Raw genomic sequence first — 22,399 nt, 5'->3', positions numbered from 1 at the left:
AGACCCGGGCGGCCGAGCTACGGGGGGAGTCCTCGGCCGCCCGGGGAGGGTGAGCCGGGCCCGGGTTCAGGTCGGGCCCGGCCCTGCTCTGTGGCGGTACCGCGGCCCTCAGGTCTTGGCCAGCTCCTTCTCGCCGCCCTGTTCGGGGATGTTCGGCTCGGCGGCGGGCTCGTCACCGTGGTCGAGGAGCGTCTTCTCGTCGAAGGGGATGTGGCCCGCGAGCACCTGGTCGACGCGCTCGCGGTCGATCTCCTTGGTCCAGGTGCCGATCAGGAGGGTGGCGACGGCGTTGCCCGCGAAGTTGGTCAGGGCGCGCGCCTCACTCATGAAGCGGTCGATGCCGACGATCAGGCCGATGCCGTCCACCAGGGCGGGCTTGTGCGACTGGAGACCGCCGGCCAGGGTCGCCATACCGGCACCGGTCACACCCGCGGCGCCCTTCGAGGCGACGAACAGGAAGAGCAGCAGCGGGATCTGCTCGCCGACCGACATCGGCGTACCCATGGCGTCGGCGATGAACAGGGACGCCATGGTCATGTAGATCATGGTGCCGTCGAGGTTGAAGGAGTAGCCGGTCGGGATGGTGATGCCGACCACCGGCTTGCTGACGCCCAGGTGCTCCATCTTCGCGATGACCCGCGGCAGCGCGGACTCGGAGGAGGAGGTCGACAGGATCAGCAGGAACTCACGGCTCAGGTACTTGAAGAGCGTGAGGATGTTCAGGCCGGCGACGATTCGCAGCAGCGTGCCGAGCACGATGAAGACGAACAGGACGCAGGTGACGTAGAAGCCGAGCATCAGTACGGCGAGGCTCTTCAGGGCGTCGACACCGGCGGAGCCGACCACGGCTGCCATCGCGCCGAAGGCGCCGATCGGGGCGGCCCACATCACCATCGCGAGGACGCGGAAGACGAGCCGCTGGATGTGCTCGACACCGCGCAGGACCGGCTGGCCGACCGGGCCCATGGCCTGGAGCGCGAAGCCGCACAGGAGCGCGATGAGCAGGGTCTGCAGGACCTCGCCCTCGGTGAAGGCGGAGACGAACGTGGTCGGGATGATGCCGAGCAGGAACTCGGTGGTGTCCTTGGCCTCCGCGTCGACCTGGGCGTGGCCGGCGTCCTTGATGGCGTCGGTGACGGCAAGGCCGGTGCCCGGCTCCAGGATGTTGCCGACGACCAGGCCGATGCCCAGCGCGACCAGCGACATGACCGTGAAGTAGGCCAGTGCGATACCACCGACCGCGCCCACCTTGGCGGCCTTCCGCACCGATCCGATACCGAGCACGATCGTGCAGAAGATGATCGGCGAGATCATCATCTTGATCAGGTTCACGAAGCCGGTACCGATCGGCTTCAGCTCGACCGCGAAGTCGGGCGCGACCAGGCCGACGGTGATACCGAGGGCTACCGCGACGATCACCGCGATGTAGAGATAGTGCGTGCGGTCCTTCTTGACCTCGCGTGCCGTATCGGGGGTTGTGGCGGCCACGGCTGCCCTCCTTGACGTCTTCGTCGGCAAGACCGGCGTGCGGCTCACGTCCGGGCTGTTTAAGGAATGCCGTGACTATCTCCCGCTCTGTGAGGACGGTCACCCTTCCGTTCATTTAGTTCACAATCAGCCATGGAGGCAGACTGACGACATGCGCATCCCCGCGGTACCGAGACCCCGCAGCCTGGCTGCCCAGCTCTTCGCCATGCAGGCCGTGCTGATCACCGTGGTCGTCGCGGGATACGCGCTGTTCACGTATGTCAGCGACCGGAGCCAGGCCGAGGCTGCGGCGCGCGACAAGGCCAGGGCGGTGACGCGGGCGGTCGCGGACTCGCCGTCCGTGCGGGAGGCGATCGGTACACCGAAACCGACGGTCGATCTCCAGCCGTACGCGCTCAGGGTGACGGCCGACACCGAGGTCGACTTCGTCACGATCATGAGCCCGCAGGGCATCCGCTGGACCCACCCCGACAAGAACCAGATAGGCAAGCACTTCCTCGGCAACACCGAGCGCGCGCTCAAGGGCGAGACCTTCACGGAGACCTACACCGGCACCCTGGGCTCCTCCGTGCGGGCGGTCACCCCGGTCAAGGACGACAAGGGGCACATCATCGGCCTGGTCAGCGCCGGCATCCAGGTCGAGAAGATCAGCCAGCGGGCGCAGGGCCAGCTCACTGCCCTGCTCGTCGTCGCGGGCGGCGCGCTCGCGCTCGGCGCCATCGGCACCTACGTCGTCAACGCGCGCCTGCGCCGGCACACCCACGGCATGAACGCGGCCGAGCTCAGCCGGATGCACGACTACCACCAGGCCGCCCTGCACGCCGTACGCGAGGGGTTGCTGATGCTGGACGGGCAGTACCGTGTCGCCTTGATAAACGACGGCGGACGGGAGCTGCTGGGTGTGTCGTCCGAGGACGAGGTGATCGGGCGTTCGGTGGCCGAGCTCGGGCTGCCGGCGCCGCTGACGGGTGCGCTGCTCGCCTCGGAGCCCCGGGTCGACGAGGTCCATCTGACGTCGGCGCGGGTCCTGGTCGTCAACACCTCCCCCGTCTCCGGCGGAGAACAGCGCGGCACTGTCGTCACCCTGCGCGATGTGACCGAACTCCAGTCCCTGATGGGCGAGTTGAACTCCGAGCGCGGCTTCACCCAGGCGCTGCGCTCCCAGGCCCACGAGGCGGCGAACCGGCTGCACACCGTCGTCTCCCTGATCGAACTGGGCCGCACGGAACAGGCGGTGGACTTCGCGACGGCGGAGTTGGAGCTGGCACAGACACTGACGGACCAGGTGGTGGCGGCGGTGGGCGAACCGGTGCTGGCGGCGTTGTTGCTGGGGAAGACGGCGCAGGCCAACGAGCGGGGCGTGGAGCTGGTGGTGTCGGAGGAGAGCCGCCTCGACGACGGCCTCCTTCCTCCCTCGCTCCCGGCCCGGGACCTGGTCACGATCCTCGGCAACCTCATCGACAACGCGGTGGACGCCGCGCAGGGTCGTGCGCCGGCGCGGGTGACGGTGACGGCGTACGCGGACCCGGTGGGCGCGGAACTGGTCCTGCGGGTCTCCGACACGGGGGCCGGGGTGGATCCCGCGCACGCGGAGGCCGTCTTCCAACGGGGCTTCTCGACGAAGCCGGCGGGACCGGGCGGGCGCGGGCTGGGGCTCGCCCTGGCCCGGCAGGCGGCGCATCGACAGAACGGGACGTTGTCCGTGGCGCAGGCGGACGGGGGCGGGGCCGAGTTCGAGGTGCGGTTGCCCTTGGGGGCGCCTGGTTCCGGTAGGCCGGCTTCGGACACGGCGGATTCGGATACGGCGGATTCGGATACGGCGGATTCGGATACGGATACGGCGGGTTCGCCGGCGTCGGCATCCGGTACGGCGGCTTCGAGAACCGAGGCTCAGCCCGCGTCGGTGCCCGTAGTCTCCGGAGCCCCGGGAGAAGAGGCATGAGCGGCATGGATGACGAGCGGCCGATCCGTGTGCTGGTGGTGGAGGACGACCCGGTCGCGGCGGACGCGCACGCCCTGTACGTCGGACGGGTCCCGGGCTTCGTGATCGTGGGCAAGGCACACACGGGGGCGGAGGCGCGACGGATCCTGGACCGTACGGCCGTGGATCTGCTGTTGCTGGATCTGCACCTGCCGGATGGGCACGGCCTGCAGTTCGCGCGGTGCCTCCGGGCGGCCGGGCATCAGGCGGACGTGATCGCGGTGACGTCGGCGCGGGATCTGACCGTGGTGCGGGAGGGGGTGTCGCTGGGTGTGGTGCAGTACGTGCTGAAACCGTTCACCTTCGCGACGCTGCGGGACCGGCTGGTGCGGTACGCCGAGTTCCGCGGGGCCGCGGGCGAGGCGAGCGGGCAGGACGAGGTGGACCGGGCGCTCGCGACACTGCGGGCGCCTTCGCCGGCGGCGCTGCCCAAAGGGCTGAGCGGGCCGACCCTGGAACGGGTCGCGGGGGCTCTGCGAGAGGCCGGGGAGGGGCTCACCGCGGCGGGGCTCGCCGAGTCCGTGGGGATCTCCCGGATCACGGCCCGGCGGTATCTGGAGCACCTGGTGGAGGCGGGCCGGGCCGGACGAAGCCCGCTGTACGGGCAGGTCGGAAGGCCGGAGCTGGTCTATCGGTGGGTACGGGGCCACTAGGGGACGCCCGTCGGACGGGGGCCCGTGCCGGTTGGAGACCCCCTCACACAGGAGCCCGTGCCGACCAGCGGACACCCGCCGGACGAAGCCCGCTGTACAGACAGGTCGGAAGACCGGAGCTGGTCTATCCGTGGGCGCGGGGCCGCTAGGGGACACCCGTCGGACGGGGGCCCGTGCCGGTTGGAGGCCCCCTCACACGGGAGCCCCTCACACAGGAGCCCATGCCGACCAGGGGACACCCGCCGGACGAAGCCCGCTGCACAGACAGGTCGGAAGACCGGAGCTGGTCTATCCGTGGGCGCGGGGCCGCCAAGGGACGCCCGTCGGACGGGGGCCTGTGCCGGTTGGAGACCCCGCCACACAGGAGCCCCTGCCGGCCAGCGGACACCCGCCGGACGAAGCCCGCTGTACAGGCAGCTCGGAAAGGCCGGAGCTGGTCTATCCGTGGGTACGGGGACGCTAGAGGACGCCCGCCGGACGGAAGTCCGTGCCGACCAGGGGACGTCCACCAGACGGGAGTCCGTGCCGGCCGCGCGTACCACACCGCCTGCGTTCCGGGCCCGGCCACCGCGAGCGCGCCCGGCACGGACAGGGCGACGAAGCAGCCCCCACCGTCGCCGTCCGCCCCGGAAGGCGGCACAGCGCAGAACGCCGTCAGGCAGGTCCACCACCAGCTGGACCGCCTCGCGGGACCCGCGCCGCAGCCGCACACCTCAACACCCGACCCCCGCACACACATTGACCTGACTAGACCACTCCCCCTACGTTCACCGGGCAGCCATCCCCCGTGCCACAACGACGTGCCGCAGGAGGTCATGCCCGTGCGCCCCACCGCCGCCCTGCCCCTGTTCCTCTCCGCCGCCCTCGCCGCCGCCGGCCTCACCGCTTGCGGGGGCGGTTCCGGCAGCGACCCCGACACCGTGAAGATCTCGTTCAAGCAGTCCACGGACAACTCGATCCACGTCATGGACGACTACCTCGCGGACATCAAGAAACAGTTCGAGAAGGCGAACCCCGGCAAGAAGGTCGAGCTCGTCCCGATCAAGGCCCCGGACTCGGAGTACTACACCAAGCTCCAGCAGATGCTCCGGTCCCCGAAGACGGCCCCCGATCTCGTCTACGAGGACACCTTCCTCATCAACTCCGACATCACGAGCGGGTACTTGAAGCCCCTGGACTCCTATCTCGCCAAGTGGCCGGACTGGAACCAGTTCATCGACACGGCGAAGGCGGCGGCGAAGGCCGAGGACGGGAAGACGTACGGCGTCCCGGACGGGACCGACACCCGGGGGCTCTGGTTCGACAAGGGGATCTTCGCGAAAGCCGGTCTGCCCGCCGACTGGCAGCCGAAGACCTGGGACGAGGTCCTCGACGCGGCCCGCACCATCAAGCGCAGGGTCCCGGACGTCACGCCCCTCAACGTGTACACCGGAAAGCCCGCGGGCGAGGCCGCCGCCATGCAGGGCTTCGAGATGCTGCTCTACGGGACCGGGGACCGCCTGTACGACGACAACGCCAAGAAGTGGATCGCCGGCAGCCAGGGCTTCAAGGACGCCCTCTCGTTCGTCGAGACGGTCTACCAGGAGAAGCTCGGCCCGGACGTCTCCACCGCCCTGGACCCCAACATCCAGACCATCGTCCGCGGCGACCTGCTCCCGAACGGCAAGCTCGGCATCAACCTCGACGGCTCCTGGCTCCCGCAGGACTGGCTGGAGGGCAGCGGCCACGAATGGCCCGAGTGGTCCGGCAAGCTGGGCCTCGCGTACATGCCCACCCAGCACGGCCAGGCCCCCGGCAAGGTGAGCATGTCCGGCGGCTGGACCTGGTCCATCCCCGCCAAGGCGGCCAACCCCGACCTCGCCTTCGCGTTCGTCAGGACGATGCAGACCAAGGCCAACGCCCAGAAGTGGTACGTCGCCAACTCGGGCATCGCGGTCCGCAAGGACGTCGCCGACGACCCCGCGTACGCCAAGGCCCAGCCCGGCATCGAGTTCTTCACCGACCTGGTCGCCGCCACCCACTACCGGCCCGCCTACCCGGCGTATCCGAAGGTCTCCACGGCCATCCAGGAGGCCATGGAAGGCGTGACGACAGGTGACGCGTCCGTCGATCAGGCGGCGAGCGGCTACGACGACACGCTCAAGGAGGTCACCGACAACCAAGTGATCGCACAGTGAACCTCCGCTCCCTCACCCGCGCCCTCCCCGTCGCCCCCGCCCTCGTCCTGCTGCTCCTCTTCCTCGCCGGGCCCATCGCCTACTGCGCGTGGATCGCCTTCACCGACCTCCAGTTGACAGGACAGGCCGAGTCGTCGTTCGTCGGCTTCGAGAACTTCCGTACGGCCTTCCAGGACGAGGAGTTCCTCAACGCCGTATGGCTGACCCTCGTGTTCACCGTCCTGTCGTCGCTCATCGGGCAGAACACCCTGGGCCTCGCGCTCGCCTCACTCATGCGGCGCGCCTCGAAGCCGGTCCGCACGCTCACCGGCGGCATCGTCATCACCGCGTGGGTGCTCCCCGAGGTGGTCGCCGGTTTTCTGCTCTACGCCTTCTTCCGCAAGGAGGGCACCCTGAACGCCATCCTCGACCTGCTCCATCTCCCGTCCCAGAACTGGCTGTTCACGCTGCCGATCCTGGCGGTGTCCTTCGCGAACGTCTGGCGCGGCACGGCCTTCTCGATGCTCGTCTACTCGGCGGCCCTGGCCGAGATCCCCGAGGAGATCACCGAGGCCGCCGAGATGGACGGCGCGGGTGGTTGGCGCCGGCTGTGGCACATCACCTTGCCGATGATCCGCCGTTCCATCGGCACGAACCTGATGCTCAACACCCTCCAGACCCTCTCCGTGTTCGGGCTGATCTGGGTGATGACACGGGGCGGGCCCGGCGACAGGAGCCAGACCCTCCCCCTCTTCATGTACGAACAGGCCTTCCAGAACAGCATGATCGGCTACGGCACCGCGGTGGCCCTGCTGCTGCTCCTGGTCGGCTCCCTGTTCTCGGTGGTCTACATGCGCCTGCTGCGGACGGAGGTGTGACCCGGGTGAGCCGCAGGAACCGCTCCCGCCGCCTGGCCGCCGACGCGGGACTGTTGGCGGTCGCCGCCGCCTTCATACTGCCGCTCGCCTGGGTGGTCCTGTCCGCCCTGGACCCGCACGCCGATCTGAGGGTGAAGCTCCCCGACGGCCTCACCACCGCCAACTTCGACGCGATCCTGACCGACGACATCACCTTCACCCCACTCCTGAACAGCCTGTTCCTGTGCGGCGGTGGCACGGCGTTGACGGTGGCCTGCGCGGCCCTCGCCGCCTACCCGCTCTCCCGCTTCCGCTCCCGCCTGAACCGCCCGTTCCTGCTGTCGGTCCTCTTCGCGACCAGTCTGCCGATCACCGCGATCATGGTGCCGGTGTACGCGCTGTTCGTGCAGGTCGACCTGATCGACACCCTCCAGGGCACGATCCTGTTCTTCGCCGCCTCCCAACTCCCCTTCGCCATCTGGCTGATGAAGAACTTCATGGACGGTGTGCCGAAGGAGCTGGAGGAGGCCGCCTGGACCGACGGCGCGAACTCCCTCCAGTCCCTGCTCCGCATCGTGCTGCCCCTCATGGGCCCCGGAGTGGCGGTCGTGACCGTCTTCTCCTTCGTCATGATGTGGGGCAACTTCTTCGTACCGTTCATGCTGCTGCTGAGCCCCGACCAGATGCCGGCCTCCGTCAGCATCAACGAGTTCTTCGGCAACCGCGGAATGGTGGCGTACGGCCAGCTCGCCGCGTTCTCGATCGTCTACTCGACACCGGTGATCCTGCTGTACGTACTGATCGCCCGGCGCCTCGGAGGAGGGTTCGCGCTGGGCGGGGCGGTCAAGGGCTGACGGGTGCCGGGTGCCCCTTGCCGGGGCTTTCTCGTGCCGCCGGGCCCAGGCAGGCAAGCGTGCGGGGACACGTCGGACGTCTGTCGGACACACCCGGGGATCCCCGGTGCTCCCCCGGCCTGGCACCCGTGCCGCCGCCCGGCCGGCCAAGCCGTCCTCCTGCCTCGCGGGACGCGGCAGTGCGCGCTCAGGCCTGCGGCAGCACCCCGGGACGGAACGGCTCCACGCCCACCACCCTGCGCACCCGCACCGGCTCGATGAGCAGCATCACCCGCCGCTCTCCCTCAAGGAGCCACGGATACCGCTCCTCGCCGATGTACTTCCGGGTGAGCCGGTCCATGGACCGCTCGGCTTCCTCACCCTCCACGAACCGGACCACCCTGCCCCGGATCTCGACGCGGTCGTAGGGGTTCTCGGGGTCGTGATGGGAGAGGGAAACGTTCGGATTGCGCCGCAGGTTTTCCTCCTTCACCCGTCCGATCGCCGTGTTGACCATGACGTACTCACCTTCGAGATCCGCCCACATGGGCGAGACCTGCGGCGCTCCGTCCGGACCGACGGTCGCGAGATGCCAGAAGTTCGGCGCCAGCAGCCGCTCGCGAATATGCCCCTCGACCTTGCCATTCACTTCGTACACGAAGATCACACCTCTTTCCGGCCACCCGCGCGGGCACCCGGCGCCATCCTCGCCACCCCGCCCGCACCACCGACAGACGATCTTCGGCCAGCCCGAAACCGCAGTCGAAACCGTAGATTCCTACAATCCGTGTTGTTGGCCGAACAGACCGTAGTCACCGGCCGTTCGCTTCCCTAACTTGTGGGCCGTGCGCCGCCCCCCAGCTCTCCCGAACCAGTCCGGACCGCCCTTCGACAACCTCACCGCCCGCAGGCTCCGTGTCGCTCTCGGCATGGGGCCCGAGCACGTGGCCTACGGGCTGCGCGTCTCGTACGGGCTCCCCTATGTCACGCCGGATCTCGTCGTCGCCTGGGAACGCGGGATCGTCTGTCCCACCAGTCCGGAACTCACCGCTCTCGCGGGCGTGTTGTGGTGCTCGACCGGTGAACTCATCGGCCGCCCCCGCACCCTGCGCGAGCACCGTGTCGCCCGCGGTATCGCCCCCGAGGACGTGGCCCGTGCGGTGGGGCTCGAACTGCTCGCCTACCTCGCCATGGAGGAGCACGACGAGTGGCGCGGCACCGACCGCCAGTCCACCGCCCTCGCCGACCTGCTGGAGCTCACCGTGCCGGACTTCGTCGCCGTCACCGGCCGCGAACAGCGGCTCGCCGAGTGTCTGCGCGGCGCGGTCACCACCCGCTGGCAGGCCCACGTCCGCCAGATCGTGAAGATCGTGCCCCTGGACCGGCGCCTGGTGGAGGACATCCTCCAGGAGCTGCACCGGCAGTACCAGGGGCAGATGGTGTCCACCCTGAGCTGGGGCGGCGGCGCCGAGAACGCCGGCGAGACCGGCCGGGACTTCCTGGACGGCATCGTGGACCTGTTCTGGGAGGCAGCCGAGAGACGGCCTTGACATGCTCCTTGCCCTGAAGGGCGAGGATTCTGGCCTTCTCGACCGGTTGCTGTGCCGCTAGGCGGCACGGTTTCCGGTCTCGAATCCGTGGCTTCCTGTTTCTTCGCGCTGTGCCAGAACGGGTTCTGGTCTTACCGGCGCTCCGCAGGCCGTTACCGCCAGTCCGGCGGCCTGTTTGATGTTGAGTGCGGCGTTGTGGTCCCGGTCGTGCACAGTGCCGCAGGCACGGCAGGTCCATTCCCGCACGCTGAGGGGCTTGGGGCCGTCCACAGCGCCGCAGGTGGAGCAGGTCTGGCTGGTGGGCTCGAACCGGCCGATCTTCACCAAAATGCGGCCGTACCGCTCTGCCTTGTATTCCAGCATGCTGAGGAACGATGACCATCCGGCGTCGTGCACGGACTTGGCCAGCTTCGTGCGGGCCAGCGCCTTCACCGACAGGTCCTCCACGGCGATCCCTTGGTTCTCGCGGATCAGCCTGGTGGACAGCTGGTGGTGGAACTCACGGCGCGCGTCAGCGACTTTCGCGTGGGCGCGGGCGACCTTCTCGCGGGCCCTGGCCCGGTTCTTCGATCCCTTCTGTTTGCGCGACAGCTCGTACCGGAGCTGCATGACGATCACACTAGGCACGTCGAACCCGCGTCGTCACCGGGAACATACAAGCGACCCGTCACCGACACGAAGCCCCGTCCCGCTCTGCCGGAACGCCACCGCGACGCTCCGCGTCGCCGCCACGAGATTCGCTTCACCCCAGGCCTGAAGACCGGAGCACTGCGAATGAATCCCGGTAGCGGAACCGCCGTCTAGAAGACCGACTCCGCCTCGTCCATCCGGTCCTTCGGGACCGTCTTCAGCTCGGTGACCGCCTCCGCGAGCGGGACCATCACGATGTCGGTGCCCTTGAGCGCGGTCATCCTGCCGAACTCGCCCCGGTGCGCCGCCTCCACCGCGTGCCAGCCGAAGCGGGTGGCGAGGACCCGGTCGTACGCGGTGGGTACGCCGCCGCGCTGGACGTGACCGAGGATGACCGGCTTGGCCTCCTTGCCGAGCCGGCGCTCCAGCTCGTACGCCAGGGCCGTACCGATGCCCTGGAAGCGCTCGTGGCCGAACTTGTCGATCTCGCCCGTGCCGTAGTCCATGCTGCCCTCCGCGGGGTGGGCGCCCTCGGCGACGCAGACCACGGCGAACTTCTTGCCACGGGCGAAGCGCGCCTCGACCATCTTGACCAGGTCGGCCGGGTCGAAGGGACGCTCGGGCAGACAGATGCCGTGGGCACCGGCGGCCATGCCGGACTCCAGGGCGATCCAGCCCGCGTGCCGGCCCATGACCTCGACGACCATCACCCGCTGGTGGGACTCGGCGGTGGTCTTGAGGCGGTCCATCGCCTCGGTGGCGACACCTACGGCGGTGTCGAAACCGAAGGTGCGGTCCGTGGAGGAGATGTCGTTGTCGATCGTCTTGGGGACGCCGACGACCGGGAGACCGGCGTCGAACAGCATGCGGGCGGCGGTGAGCGTGCCCTCGCCGCCGATCGGGATCAGCGCGTCGATGCCGAACTCGTGGATCATGTCGGAGGCGCTCTCGCACGCCTCGCGCAGCCGGTCGCGCTCCAGGCGGGAGGAGCCGAGGATGGTGCCGCCGCGGGCCAGGATGCCGCTGACGCTGTCCAGGTCGAGGGCGCGGTAGCGGCCGTCCAGGAGGCCGGAGTAGCCGTCCTCGAAGCCGATGACCTCGTCGCCGTAATTGTCGACCGCTCGGTGCACGACCGACCGGATCACTGCGTTCAGACCCGGGCAGTCGCCGCCTGCGGTGAGAACTCCGATGCGCATCGTGCTGTGTCTCCTGCTCGCTGTTGATACCGGTGAGCCAGGTCCGATTCTTTCACGACCCGCAGAGCACCGTCGCCTCCCGTGCTGACGGGCGCCATATCCATCCACCGGGGTACTGTCAAGAGGGTTTCCGCTCACCTCGGTGGGCGATTTTCATGACCGGTGCGAGAGAGGGAGATCACGCGTGACCCGCAGCGTGTACGTGACCGGGATCGACCGCGGCGACGGCCGCCAGGTCGTCGAGCTGGGGGTCATGGAGCTGCTGACCCGCCAGGTCGACCGGGTGGGGGTGTGCCGGCCGCTGGTGCACCACGTTCCCGACCGGCTCTTCGAGCTGCTGCGCGCCCGCTACCGGCTCTCCCAGGACCCGGCCACCGTCTACGGCCTCGACTACCACGAGGCCTCCGCGCTGCAGGCCGAGCGCGGCACCGACGAGCTGGTCTCCACCCTCGTCGACCGCTTCCACCTGGTGGCCCGCGACTACGACGTCGTCCTGGTCCTCGGCACCGACTTCGCCGACACCCAGCTCCCGGACGAGCTCTCGCTCAACGCCCGGCTGGCCAACGAGTTCGGCGCCTCCGTGATCCCGGTCGTGGGCGGTCGCGCGCAGCCCGCCGAGTCGGTGCTCGCCGAGACCCGCAACGCCTACCGGGCCTACGACGGCCTGGGCTGCGACGTCCTGACCATGGTGACGAACCGCGTCGCCCGCCAGGACCGCGACGAGATCGCCGAGCGGCTCGCCGGCCTGATGCCCGTGCCCTGCTACGTCGTGCCGGACGAGCCCGCCCTGGCCGCGCCCACCGTCGCCCAGATCGGACAGGCCCTCGGTGCCAGGGTGATCCTCGGCGACGACTCCGGGCTCGCCCGGGACGCGCTGGACTTCGTCTTCGGCGGCGCGATGCTGCCGAACCTCCTGAAGGCCCTGACCCCGGGCTGCCTGGTGGTCACACCGGGCGACCGCGCGGACCTGGTCGTCGGCTCGCTCGCCGCCCACAGCGCCGGCACCCCGCCGATAGCCGGTGTGCTGCTCACCCTGGACGAGGTGCCGGGCGACGACGTCCTCACCCTCGCCGCCCGCCTCGCCCCCGGCACCCCGGTGCTCTCGGTGCCCGGCACCAGCTTCCCCACCGCCGCCGAACTCTTCGCCCTGGAAGGCAAGTTGAACGCGGCCACGCCACGCAAGGCGGAGACCGCGCTCGGCCTCTTCGAGCGGTACGCCGACACCACGGACCTCGCCCGCCGGGTCTCCGCGCCGAGCGGCGACCGCCTCACCCCGATGATGTTCGAGCACCAGCTCCTGGAGACGGCCCGCTCCGACAAGCGCCGCGTCGTCCTGCCCGAGGGCACCGAGCCGCGGGTCCTGCACGCCGCCGAGGTCCTGCTGCGCCGGGGCGTCTGCGAGCTCACCCTGCTCGGCCCGCTCGACCAGATCCGCAAGAAGGCCGCCGACCTCGGCATCGACCTCGGCGACTGCCAGTTGATCGACCCGGCGACCTCCGAACTGCGCGACGCCTTCGCCGAGAAGTACGCGGCCCTTCGGGCCCACAGGGGCGTCACGGTCGAGCTCGCCTACGACGTCGTCTCCGACGTGAACCACTTCGGCACCCTGATGGTCCAGGAGGGCCTCGCCGACGGCATGGTGTCCGGCTCGGTGCACTCCACGGCCGCGACCATCCGGCCGGCGTTCGAGATCATCAAGACCAAGCCGGACGCCGACATCGTGTCGTCGGTCTTCTTCATGTGCCTCGCCGACCGGGTGCTTGTGTACGGCGACTGTGCCGTGAACCCCGACCCGGACGCCGTGCAGCTCGCCGACATCGCCATCCAGTCGGCGGCGACCGCCGAGCAGTTCGGTGTGGAGCCGCGGATCGCGATGCTGTCGTACTCCACGGGTACGTCGGGTTCGGGCGCCGACGTCGACAAGGTGCGGGAGGCCACCGAGCTGGTGCGCTCGCGGCGGCCCGACCTGAAGATCGAGGGGCCGATCCAGTACGACGCCGCCGTCGAGCCGAGCGTCGCGGAGACCAAGCTTCCGGAATCGGATGTGGCCGGGCAGGCGACGGTTCTGATCTTCCCGGACCTCAATACAGGGAACAACACCTACAAGGCCGTGCAGCGTTCGGCGGGCGCGATCGCCGTCGGCCCGGTGCTGCAGGGCCTGCGCAAGCCCGTCAACGACCTGTCCCGGGGCGCCCTGGTCTCGGACATCGTCAACACCGTCGCCATCACGGCGATCCAGGCCCAGACCTCCGCCGAAAGGGCTCCCCAGCAGTGAGCGCCACCCGCGTCCTCGTCCTCAACTCCGGCTCCTCGTCGGTGAAGTACCAGCTGCTCGACATGCGGGACAGCAGCAGGCTCGCGGTGGGGCTCGTCGAGCGCATCGGCGAGGAGGGCTCCCGGCTCAGGCACACGCCTGAGGGTGGTGGGTCGCGGGAGTGGACCGGCCCGATCTCCGATCACGAGGCCGCGCTGAAGGCGGTGGCGGAAGAGCTGTCCAAGGACGGGCTCGGCCTCGACTCCCCCGAGCTGGCCGCGATAGGCCACCGTGTCGTGCACGGCGGCCGGACCTTCACCGAGCCGACCGTGATCGACGAGGCCGTGCTCGCCGAGATCGAGCGGCTGATCCCGGTCGCGCCGCTGCACAACCCGGCCAACCTCACCGGCATCCGCACCGCCCGGGCGCTGCGCCCCGACCTGCCCCAGGTCGCCGTCTTCGACACCGCGTTCCACACCACGATGCCGGAGTCGGCCGCGCGCTACGCGATCGACGTGGAGACCGCAGACGCGCACCGCATCCGGCGCTACGGCTTCCACGGCACCTCGCACGCGTACGTGTCCCGGGCGACGGCGGAGCTGCTGGGCAGGTCGCCAAAAGAGGTGAACGTGATCGTGCTGCACCTCGGCAACGGCGCGTCCGCCTCGGCGGTCCGCGGCGGCCGGTGTGTGGACACCTCCATGGGGCTGACGCCTTTGGAGGGGCTCGTGATGGGTACGCGCTCCGGTGACATGGACCCGGCCGTCATCTTCCATTTGATGCGTGTTGGCGGAATGTCCACGGACGAGATCGACACTCTTCTCAACAAGAAGAGCGGGCTGATCGGCCTGTGCGGAGACAACGACATGCGGGAGATCCGCCGCCGGATCGACGAGGGTGACGAACAGGCCCAACTGGCCTTCGACATCTACATTCACCGGCTGAAGAAGTACATCGGCGCGTATTACGCGGTGCTCGGCCGGGTGGACGCGATCGCGTTCACGGCCGGGGTCGGTGAGAACGCGGCACCGGTGCGGGAGGCCGCCGTGGCGGGCCTCGACGAGCTGGGCATCGCGCTGGACGCGGAGCTGAACGCCGTACGCGCGGACGAGCCGCGGCTGGTCTCGCGGGCGAACTCACGAGTAGCGATCGCGGTGGTGCCGACGGATGAGGAATTGGAAATCGCGACACAGACTTACGCACTGGTCGGAGTCGAAAGCAACTGAGCGGTAACCGCAACTGAGCAGGACCCCGCCCATTTGTATCTTCCGCCAGACGGAATATTCCGTAGCGAAACAAACCGATAGGATCGCCCCATGCGCCGTTCGAAAATCGTCTGTACTCTCGGCCCCGCGGTCGACTCCCACGAGCAATTGGTCTCGCTGATCGAAGCCGGCATGAACGTGGCCCGTTTCAACTTCAGCCATGGCACGCACGCCGAGCACCAGGGGCGGTACGACCGCGTCCGTGCCGCGTCCAAGGAGACCGGCCGGGCCATCGGTGTCCTCGCCGACCTGCAGGGCCCGAAGATCCGTCTGGAGACCTTCGCCGAGGGGCCGGTCGAGCTTGAGCGCGGTGACGAGTTCGTCATCACGGTCGAGGACGTCCCGGGTGACAAGACCATCTGCGGGACGACCTACAAGGGCCTGCCCGGTGACGTCTCCCGCGGCGACCAGATCCTCATCAACGACGGCAATGTCGAGCTGAAGGTCCTCGACGTCGAGGGCCCGCGGGTCAAGACGATCGTCATCGAGGGCGGCGTCGTCTCCGACCACAAGGGCATCAACCTCCCCGGCGCGGCCGTGAACGTCCCGGCGCTGTCCGAGAAGGACGTCGATGACCTCCGCTTCGCGCTGCGGATGGGCTGCGACATGGTCGCGCTGTCCTTCGTGCGGGACGCCAAGGACGTGGACGACGTCCACCGGGTGATGGACGAGGAGGGCCGCCGGGTCCCCGTCATCGCCAAGGTGGAGAAGCCGCAGGCGGTGGACAACATGGAGGACGTCGTGATGGCGTTCGACGCCGTCATGGTGGCCCGCGGTGACCTGGCCGTCGAGTACCCGCTCGAAAAGGTCCCGATGGTGCAGAAGCGCCTCATCGAGCTGTGCCGCCGCAACGCCAAGCCGGTGATCGTGGCGACCCAGATGATGGAGTCGATGATCACCAACTCCCGCCCCACCCGCGCCGAGGCCTCCGACGTGGCCAACGCGATCCTGGACGGCGCGGACGCGGTCATGCTGTCGGCGGAGTCGAGCGTGGGCGCGTACCCGATCGAGACCGTGAAGACGATGTCGAAGATCGTCGTCGCGGCCGAGCAGGAGCTGATGTCGAAGGGCCTGCAGCCGCTGGTCCCCGGCAAGAAGCCTCGCACCCAGGGCGGTTCGGTGGCCCGCGCGGCCTGCGAGATCGCCGACTTCCTCGGCGGCCGCGGCCTGGTGGCCTTCACCCAGTCCGGCGACACCGCCCGCCGTCTGTCGCGCTACCGCGCGCAGCAGCCGATCATCGCCTTCACCACCGACGAGAACACCCGCAACCAGCTCACCCTCAGCTGGGGCGTGGAGTCGCACGTGGTGCCGTTCGTGAACACCACGGACGAGATGGTCGACATGGTCGACCAGGAGATCGCCAAGATCAACCGCTTCAACGCGGGCGAGATCGTCATCATCACCGCCGGCTCGCCCCCCGGCGTCCCGGGCACGACGAACATGCTGCGCGTGCACCACATCGGCGGTAGCAACTGACGAGCCGCTGAAGGCTGTTGTACGACGCTGAGGGCGCCCCCTGTAGCAGGGGGCGCCCTCAGTTCTTCCCGGCTGGTGGATCACGTGGCCGACGGCACTCCCACCGTCTCCCGCAGCCACGCGTTGTCGCGCAGTTCGGGGTGAGCGGTGGTGATCAGCCGGAACGCCTCGGCCTTCGCCCGGTCGGTGAGCCGGCACAGCTCGGCCCAGGTCAACTCGGCTGCGCCCGGCGCGTAGTTCGTCGTCACGGTGACGGTCTCCGGTCCCCGGCTGAGGGAGAACACGTGCTGGGTCACGCTTGTCTCCACGGCGATGTCACTCCGGGTCTCCAGCTCTCTCCTCGCGTACTCCAGCATCAGCGCGAAGTCGACCACGGACAGTCCCGGCGTGCGCAGGCCGAGATCCACGCCGTGGAGGAGGAGCCGCACGTCGGCCCGGAAGAAGCTCAGGGAGAAGTCCGCGCCGGTCAGCTCCGGATGCTCAGGCCGGTCCGGGTTTTCCGGCCGCTGATCCGGCGACCAGGAAACGTCCTCGGCGCGAGGTTCGAAGGAGAAGGTGATCATTCCTGAGTCCCGCAACCTCGACTGCTCCTCCCCTGACGGCCGCCGACGCTCTTGTACGGCGCCGAGGGCGCCCCCTGTTGCAGGGGACGCCCTCAGGCCTTGTGCGGCTCCCGGACGGGCTTTCAGGGGCCCTTGGCGGGCCTATTCGCTGTACTGGTGCATCTCGGGGACGTGCAGGGTGCCGCCGAACTGGGCGGCCTGCTTGACCGTCACGTTGGTGAAGTAGATCAGCGGGATGTTCAGCGGCGGCGGGCTGTCCGGGGTGAACGTGACGGGGATCAGCCCGAGCAGGTTGCCGGAGATGCTCTCGGTGTACATCACGGTGTCGCCGTCGCGGATCGTGGACGTCGTGCCCTTGCCCGCCTGGACGTGGTACGTCTTGCCGTTCTCGGTGACGATCTGGTGCAGGTCGCCGATGTCGGTGCCGCCGGAGATGACGTACTTCAGCACCTTCTTGGTCTTGCCGCTGGCGGTCTTGACCTCGACGACGCCCTGGTAGTCGGCACCCTTCAGCAGCAGCGAACTGGCCTGGAGCGTCCAGGGGTTGTCCGCGACCGCCTGGGTGTTGTCGACGTCGCCGACCGCGTCGGTGGCGACCGGGCAGTCGTCCGCGTCCGTGGTGGAGCTCGCCGACGCGCTCGGGGAGGCCGTGGCGTCGGACGCCGCCTCCTCGGCCGCCTTGGTGGTGTCCTCGACGGCCTTGGTGGTGTCCTCGGCTGCCTTGGACGCCGTGTCGGTCGTGTCCTTCACGGTGTCGTTCACCGTGTCGGTGACCTTCTCGGTCGTCTCCTTGACGGTGTCGGAGGCGCTCTCGGAGGCCGAGGCGGACGGCGTCGGGGTGGCGCTCGTCCCGCTGCCGCTCGTGCTCGTCGAGGAGCTGCCGCCGGTGAAGATCCCGGTGATCGCGTCGCCGATGTCCGTCAGGAGGTTGCCGTCGCTCGCGGAGGCCGACGGGGACGCCGTGGCCGTGTCGGAGCCGGAGGAGGAGCTGCTCTCCTCCTTGCTCGCGGAGGCCGACGCGGAAGGCGTGGGGGTGGCCTCCTCGTCGGAACCTGAATCCGACGAGGAGGAGCCGCCCGAGCCCGAGTCCGAACCGGAGTCCGATCCCGAGCCGGCGGTGGCCGACGGGGACGGCGTCGCCGAAGCGTCGTCGGAGTCGTCCGAGGACGACGAGCTCGCCGAGGCGGACGGCGACGCGCTGTCGGTCAGCGCCGAGACGCAGTCCTTGTACTCGTCGGCCGTCAGGCTCTTGGACGTCGGCTGGTCGTCGGCGTTCGCGAGCGACGCCGTGAAGCCCATCCCCATGATGACCGCGGTCGGCATCGCGGCCAGGGCTATCGCCTTGCCGGCCGGCATGTGGAACCTGGTGAACAGCGGCTTCTTGGGTGCCGCATGGCGCGGCCCGGTTCTCGCACGGGACGCGTCCACGTCAGTCCCGTGGGTCACCTCGTCAGCCGGCACTGTGCCTCCCGTTCGCCCCGTTCGCCGGGCTCGTTCCTGACAGATCGTTCGGCTCGCCCATTCCGTCCACGACCGGCTTGAGGATCGTGGTGTCGGGGTCGTTGCCCTCGGGGACAGCGCCCTGTCCCGCATCGGGGTCCTGCGCCGGCTGCGACGCGGGCGGCGGTCCCGGCGCCCACGAGACGGCCATCGCGCCGCCCACCAGGGCGAACAGGAAGCCGACCACGAAGCCGCCGAAGTTGGACACGGGGATGGACACCAGGCCGAGCAGGATCGCCGCGACACCGGCGAAGGTACGGATGTGCCGCTGGAACCAGACGCTGATGCCCAGGACGAACAACAGCACGCCGATGATCAGGGACCCGGCGCCCGCCGTGGTGGCCATGGCCAGGTTCAGATGGCCGATCTGAAGGTTCGCGTACGGGAAGTAGAGAATGGGAACCCCGGCGAACAGCATGTACAGACCTGCCCAGAACGGCCTCGCGCCCCGCCAGGCGCGGAACTGCAGCCTCCGGCGGGTGAACTGGCCGGGTGCGGCGGCAGGAGTCTCGGCGCTCATGGAAAACAGCTCCCTGTTGCGGCGTTGCTGTGGTGGTGAGTTGTACTGACTGTGAAGGCCGGGGCCTCACAGTGGACGGGCGGGGGCGCCACCGGCCCCCCCGCCCGTCAGTGAGTGCTTAGTAGCACTCCTTGGTACCCGTCGACAGCGACATCTTCAGACCGCTGAGCTTGAAGGTTCCGGCGGTGGTGGCCCACGCCGTCTGCTTCACATCGGTCAGCGTGGCCGACTCGGCCTCCTGGGCGAACCCGTAGGGGTTTGCCGTGTCGCCGCTCTTGATGCCCGGACCCTTGCTGAGGTCCTTGCCCGCAACACCGATGTTGATGTTGTTGAAGGTGGCGTCGGCCTCAAGGTCCTCGACATCGATGTAGAGGTTGTGGGCCTGGACCGGAGTGCCGGCACCGCCGGCCTTCAGGATGAGGCTGACCGAACCGAGCAACGGGATGTTCGGGGTGACCACGGACTGGCACATGTTCGTGATCTCGGCATCGGTGAACGCCGAGACCGCGACCGGGTGCGCCGTCTTCTTGCCGTCGAGGGTGTAACCCGAGTCGATGGCACCGTACTGAGAGAAGCCATGACCGACGAGCGTGTCGGCCCTGACCTTGAACGACTGGCCCGACACGCTGAACGACGCGGCCAGCGCGTTGCTGGCGATGCCGATGCCTATCGCAGCCGTGGCGGCGACGCTGGGCACCATGACCACAGCGAACCGCTTCCATCTGGTCCCGCCACGCACCTGGGACTCCATATTTCCTCCTTCTCGGACGTACATCTCCTGGCCCTGACTGCCCTGTCGAAAAGGACGGCTCAGCCGGGCAGGGATGGGAGAAGTGCTACGTCCTCGGGAAGGGGAGCGCCTGCACTCGGAGGCGCGAACTGCGCACCGATCACCGGCGATCACCCCCGAGCGACAACCACTGGTCGCGCCTGACACGCATCACGCACAACCTTGCTGGACAGGCTTCGCCGGATGAGCGAAGACCCCCCTGTCCAAGAGCCGGCGCACCTGCCGCCGACTCTGCTCGGTGGGGACCCAAGGAATCCCGCCGCCCAACCGGCTGTCGGGGTACGGGAAAGGACCGAGCGTCGCCGATCGTGGTGCATTCTCGCCGCCCGCACAAGGGGCTTCGTTACTCGGTAGTAACGGCCGGATAACCGAACAACGACCCGCTGGTCTCGGTCGGCAACGCTGGGTGGCAACCAGGGGGAGGACAAAGCATTTGATCGATGGACAGAATCCGACAGATCAACGCCTCTGACTTACTGGAAGTAACAGCGGCCGCGATTACCAAGTTTTGGTAAAGCGCGGCCGCAGTGACCATCTGGCGGCAAATCTTTCACTCGGGCAACACATGCCGTGGTGTTTAGCGACTGGTCAGAACCGGGCTCCCGCCCCGCCCGGCTCCCCCGCTCAGAACAGGGCGCGGGACAGCGCCCTGCGGGCGGCCGTCACCCGCGGATCGTCGGCACCGACCACCTCGAAGAGCTCAAGCAGCCGCAGCCGTACGGCATCCCGGTCCTCCCCGGCCGTGCGCCGCACGGTGTCGATGAGCCGTCCGAACGCGTCCTCGACATGACCGCCCACCAGATCCAGGTCGGCGGCGGCGATCTGCGCCTGCACGTCACCCGGCTTCTCGGCCGCGTCCTTGCGCGCCCGCTGCGGGTCGAGGTCCTGCACCCGCCGGAGCAACTCGGCCTGGGCGAGCCCCAGTTTGGCCTCGCTGTTGCCGGGGTCGTCACTCAGTACGTTCTTGTAAGCCTGGACGGCACCGCCGAAGTCCCCGGCGTCCAGGGCGTGTACGGCGGCTTCGAGGAGCGCGTCGTACGGCCCCGCGGGCACCTCGGCGACCTGCTGACCGCCACCGCCCCCACCGCCCGGCTCCGCGTCCGGGTCGACCTGGAGCCCGGTCAGCCCGAAGCGCTGTTCGGCGACCTGCACCAGCTGGTCCAGGGTCTGCTGGATCTGCTCCTTGCCGGCGGCCCCCTGGAAGAGTGGCAGGGCCTGGCCGGCGACGACGGCGAACACGGCCGGGATGCCCTGCACCCCGAACTGCTGCATCAGCATCTGGTTGGCGTCGACATCGATCTTCGCGAGGAGCAGGCGCCCGTTGTACTCGACGACGAGTTGCTCAAGGACGGGGCTCAGCTGCTTGCAGGGCTCGCACCACTCGGCCCAGAAGTCGATGACGACCGGGACCTCGGTGGACCGCTGCAGGACCTCGCGCTCGAACCCGGCCTCGTCGACGTCGATGACGAGATCGGCCTGGGAGACGGCACCGGTGCCGCCGCCCTGCCGGGCCGCTTCGGCGCGCGCCTGCTCCGCCTTCGCCTTGGCCTCCTGGGCCGCCTTCACCGCGGCGAGGTCGACGACTCCGCTCATGGACATGTTCCGTGGCTGCATGCGTCTATCCTCCCCCGTGGGCGCGCGTCTGTGAAAAACGATGTGAAAGCTGGTCACGCAGCGCGGTCCTGACGCCGGGTCCCCACCCCACGCCGTGCGTCCCGTCACTCGCATACGTCCATCGCGAGCTTTCGCTACGAGTCGTAGCGTAATGGCACTGAGTGCCTACCCGGTACCCCACCCCGGTGATCTCCCTCACTGCGCCACAGAACCGCCCGTTATCGTCATGGGATGCCGAGCCGCACCCCCGCTCCCCGCGCCACAGGACGCCCGCGCAGCGCCGCCGCGGACACCGCGATCCTCGCGGCGACGAGGGAGGCGCTGGTGGAACTGGGCTGGTCGAAACTGACGCTGGGGGACGTGGCGACGCGGGCCGGGGTCGCGAAGACCACCCTCTACCGCCGCTGGGCCGGCAAGAACGAACTCGTCGTCGACGCGGTGGCGGAGCTCTTCGACGAACTGGAACTCCCCGACAGCGGGACGCTCGCCGCGGACATCGAGGGCGTGGTTCTCCAGTTCGCGGCGATCCTGGCGCGTCCGGAGGCCAAGAACGGGCTGATGGCGGTCGTGGCGGAGTCGTGCCGCGACGACGCGCTGCGGGAACGCATCCGGTCGTCGATCGTCAACCGCCAGAAACGGCTGGTCCTGGAGGGCCGCGAACGCGCCCAGGCCCGCGGGGAGTTGCCGCTCGAGACGGACCCCCTGGAGTCAGCCCGGACGATCGACCTGATCTTCGACATGGTGGCGGGAGCGGTGGTCCACCGCACGCTGGTGAGCGCGGAACCGGCGGACGAGGCGTGGGTCCACGGCTTCACACAGGTCTTGCTGACGGGTCTCGCGGGAGATCCCGCGAAGTGAGGTACGTCGGCGACTGCGGCCCGGCGGGGGCTGATCGCGCAGTTCCCCGGGCCCCTGAAGGGGCGCACTCGTAGCTGCGGGCGGTCGTGCCGCTGGGGCGGCTCCCGACCCACAGAAGCGGCACCCCGCAAGCGCGGGCGAGCGGGGGGGGGGGGGGGGGGGGGGGGGGGGGGGGGGGGGGGGGGGGGGGGGGGGGGGGGGGGGGGGGGGGCCGG

18 protein-coding genes and 1 pseudogene are annotated in these 22,399 nt (G+C 69.2%); 10 read left to right on the top strand and 9 right to left on the bottom strand.

Annotated features, from left to right (window positions below):
- Positions 1-108 precede the first annotated feature (108 nt).
- Positions 109-1,488: a cation:dicarboxylate symporter family transporter gene (locus ACI2L1_RS02745; RefSeq protein ID WP_404737510.1), complete on the bottom strand. Its 1,380-nt coding sequence runs from the start codon at positions 1,486-1,488 to the stop codon at positions 109-111.
- A gap of 151 nt (positions 1,489-1,639) precedes the next feature.
- Here ACI2L1_RS02745 and ACI2L1_RS02740 point away from each other — a divergent pair, with 151 nt between their 5' ends.
- The 5 genes from ACI2L1_RS02740 (at position 1,640) to ACI2L1_RS02720 (ending at position 7,989) form a co-directional block, all read left to right on the top strand.
- Complete coding sequence (locus ACI2L1_RS02740) at positions 1,640-3,430, top strand: ATP-binding protein (RefSeq protein WP_404737509.1); 1,791 nt, start codon at positions 1,640-1,642, stop codon at positions 3,428-3,430.
- 5 nt (positions 3,431-3,435) lie between these two features.
- Positions 3,436-4,122: a response regulator gene (locus tag ACI2L1_RS02735; protein WP_404737749.1), complete on the top strand. Its 687-nt coding sequence runs from the start codon at positions 3,436-3,438 to the stop codon at positions 4,120-4,122.
- Between the two features lie 815 nt (positions 4,123-4,937).
- Positions 4,938-6,299 (top strand): extracellular solute-binding protein, encoded by a 1,362-nt coding sequence (locus ACI2L1_RS02730; protein WP_404737508.1) that lies wholly within the window; start codon positions 4,938-4,940, stop codon positions 6,297-6,299.
- On the top strand, positions 6,296-7,156 hold the full coding sequence (locus ACI2L1_RS02725; protein WP_404737507.1) for a carbohydrate ABC transporter permease: 861 nt from the start codon (positions 6,296-6,298) through the stop codon (positions 7,154-7,156). The genes ACI2L1_RS02730 and ACI2L1_RS02725 overlap by 4 nt, the downstream gene beginning before the upstream one ends.
- The gene (locus tag ACI2L1_RS02720; RefSeq protein WP_404737506.1) at positions 7,153-7,989 is read left to right on the top strand and encodes a carbohydrate ABC transporter permease; all 837 of its coding nucleotides are present in this window, start codon (positions 7,153-7,155) and stop codon (positions 7,987-7,989) included. The genes ACI2L1_RS02725 and ACI2L1_RS02720 overlap by 4 nt, the downstream gene beginning before the upstream one ends.
- 187 nt (positions 7,990-8,176) lie before the next feature.
- On the opposite strand, the gene ACI2L1_RS02715 is transcribed toward ACI2L1_RS02720, so the two are convergent.
- Complete coding sequence (locus ACI2L1_RS02715; RefSeq protein ID WP_404737505.1) at positions 8,177-8,635, bottom strand: PPOX class F420-dependent oxidoreductase; 459 nt, start codon at positions 8,633-8,635, stop codon at positions 8,177-8,179.
- A gap of 178 nt (positions 8,636-8,813) precedes the next feature.
- On the opposite strand from ACI2L1_RS02715, the gene ACI2L1_RS02710 reads away from it, so the two are divergent.
- Entirely contained in the window at positions 8,814-9,518 is a 705-nt protein-coding gene (locus ACI2L1_RS02710; protein ID WP_404737504.1) for a helix-turn-helix domain-containing protein, read from the top strand.
- A gap of 57 nt (positions 9,519-9,575) precedes the next feature.
- On the opposite strand, the pseudogene ACI2L1_RS02705 reads toward ACI2L1_RS02710, so the two are convergent.
- Positions 9,576-10,112: pseudogene (locus tag ACI2L1_RS02705) on the bottom strand (RNA-guided endonuclease TnpB family protein); the annotation flags it as partial.
- A 206-nt stretch (positions 10,113-10,318) separates the two neighbouring features.
- Positions 10,319-11,344: an ATP-dependent 6-phosphofructokinase gene (locus tag ACI2L1_RS02700; RefSeq protein ID WP_404737503.1), complete on the bottom strand. Its 1,026-nt coding sequence runs from the start codon at positions 11,342-11,344 to the stop codon at positions 10,319-10,321.
- 184 nt (positions 11,345-11,528) lie between these two features.
- On the opposite strand from ACI2L1_RS02700, the gene pta reads away from it, so the two are divergent.
- The 3 genes from pta (at position 11,529) to pyk (ending at position 16,339) form a co-directional block, all read left to right on the top strand.
- Positions 11,529-13,619 (top strand): phosphate acetyltransferase, encoded by a 2,091-nt coding sequence (gene pta / locus ACI2L1_RS02695; protein WP_404737502.1) that lies wholly within the window; start codon positions 11,529-11,531, stop codon positions 13,617-13,619.
- A complete protein-coding gene (locus ACI2L1_RS02690; RefSeq protein WP_404737501.1) occupies positions 13,616-14,824 on the top strand; it encodes an acetate kinase in 1,209 nt (402 codons plus the stop codon). The genes pta and ACI2L1_RS02690 overlap by 4 nt, the downstream gene beginning before the upstream one ends.
- Positions 14,825-14,914: 90 nt before the next feature.
- Positions 14,915-16,339, top strand: a complete 1,425-nt coding sequence (pyk, locus tag ACI2L1_RS02685; RefSeq protein ID WP_404737500.1) for a pyruvate kinase — start codon at positions 14,915-14,917, stop codon at positions 16,337-16,339.
- Positions 16,340-16,419: 80 nt separating this feature from the next.
- On the opposite strand, the gene ACI2L1_RS02680 is transcribed toward pyk, so the two are convergent.
- From ACI2L1_RS02680 to ACI2L1_RS02660, 5 genes are all read right to left on the bottom strand, one after another.
- The gene (locus ACI2L1_RS02680; protein WP_404737499.1) at positions 16,420-16,917 is read right to left on the bottom strand and encodes a hypothetical protein; all 498 of its coding nucleotides are present in this window, start codon (positions 16,915-16,917) and stop codon (positions 16,420-16,422) included.
- Positions 16,918-17,043: 126 nt separating this feature from the next.
- The gene (locus tag ACI2L1_RS02675; protein WP_404737498.1) at positions 17,044-18,363 is read right to left on the bottom strand and encodes a hypothetical protein; all 1,320 of its coding nucleotides are present in this window, start codon (positions 18,361-18,363) and stop codon (positions 17,044-17,046) included.
- Positions 18,353-18,922, bottom strand: a complete 570-nt coding sequence (locus ACI2L1_RS02670) for a DUF6114 domain-containing protein (RefSeq protein WP_404737497.1) — start codon at positions 18,920-18,922, stop codon at positions 18,353-18,355. The genes ACI2L1_RS02675 and ACI2L1_RS02670 overlap by 11 nt, the downstream gene beginning before the upstream one ends.
- 118 nt (positions 18,923-19,040) lie before the next feature.
- Complete coding sequence (locus tag ACI2L1_RS02665; RefSeq protein ID WP_404737496.1) at positions 19,041-19,673, bottom strand: DUF6230 family protein; 633 nt, start codon at positions 19,671-19,673, stop codon at positions 19,041-19,043.
- 663 nt (positions 19,674-20,336) lie between these two features.
- Positions 20,337-21,326 carry a tetratricopeptide repeat protein gene (locus ACI2L1_RS02660; RefSeq protein WP_404737495.1) on the bottom strand — a complete coding sequence of 330 codons (990 nt, stop codon included), beginning with the start codon at positions 21,324-21,326 and terminating at the stop codon, positions 20,337-20,339.
- A gap of 231 nt (positions 21,327-21,557) precedes the next feature.
- Between ACI2L1_RS02660 and ACI2L1_RS02655 the strand changes: the two genes are divergently transcribed.
- Entirely contained in the window at positions 21,558-22,184 is a 627-nt protein-coding gene (locus ACI2L1_RS02655; protein WP_404737494.1) for a TetR/AcrR family transcriptional regulator, read from the top strand.
- The last annotated feature ends 215 nt before the right edge of the window (positions 22,185-22,399 follow it).

Origin of the sequence: Streptomyces sp. NPDC019531, assembly GCF_044903305.1 — a bacterium.
Classification (GTDB): Bacteria; Actinomycetota; Actinomycetes; order Streptomycetales; family Streptomycetaceae; genus Streptomyces.
Note: the sequence above shows the minus strand (reverse complement) of the source record. Positions and strands in the feature narration are given on the sequence as shown.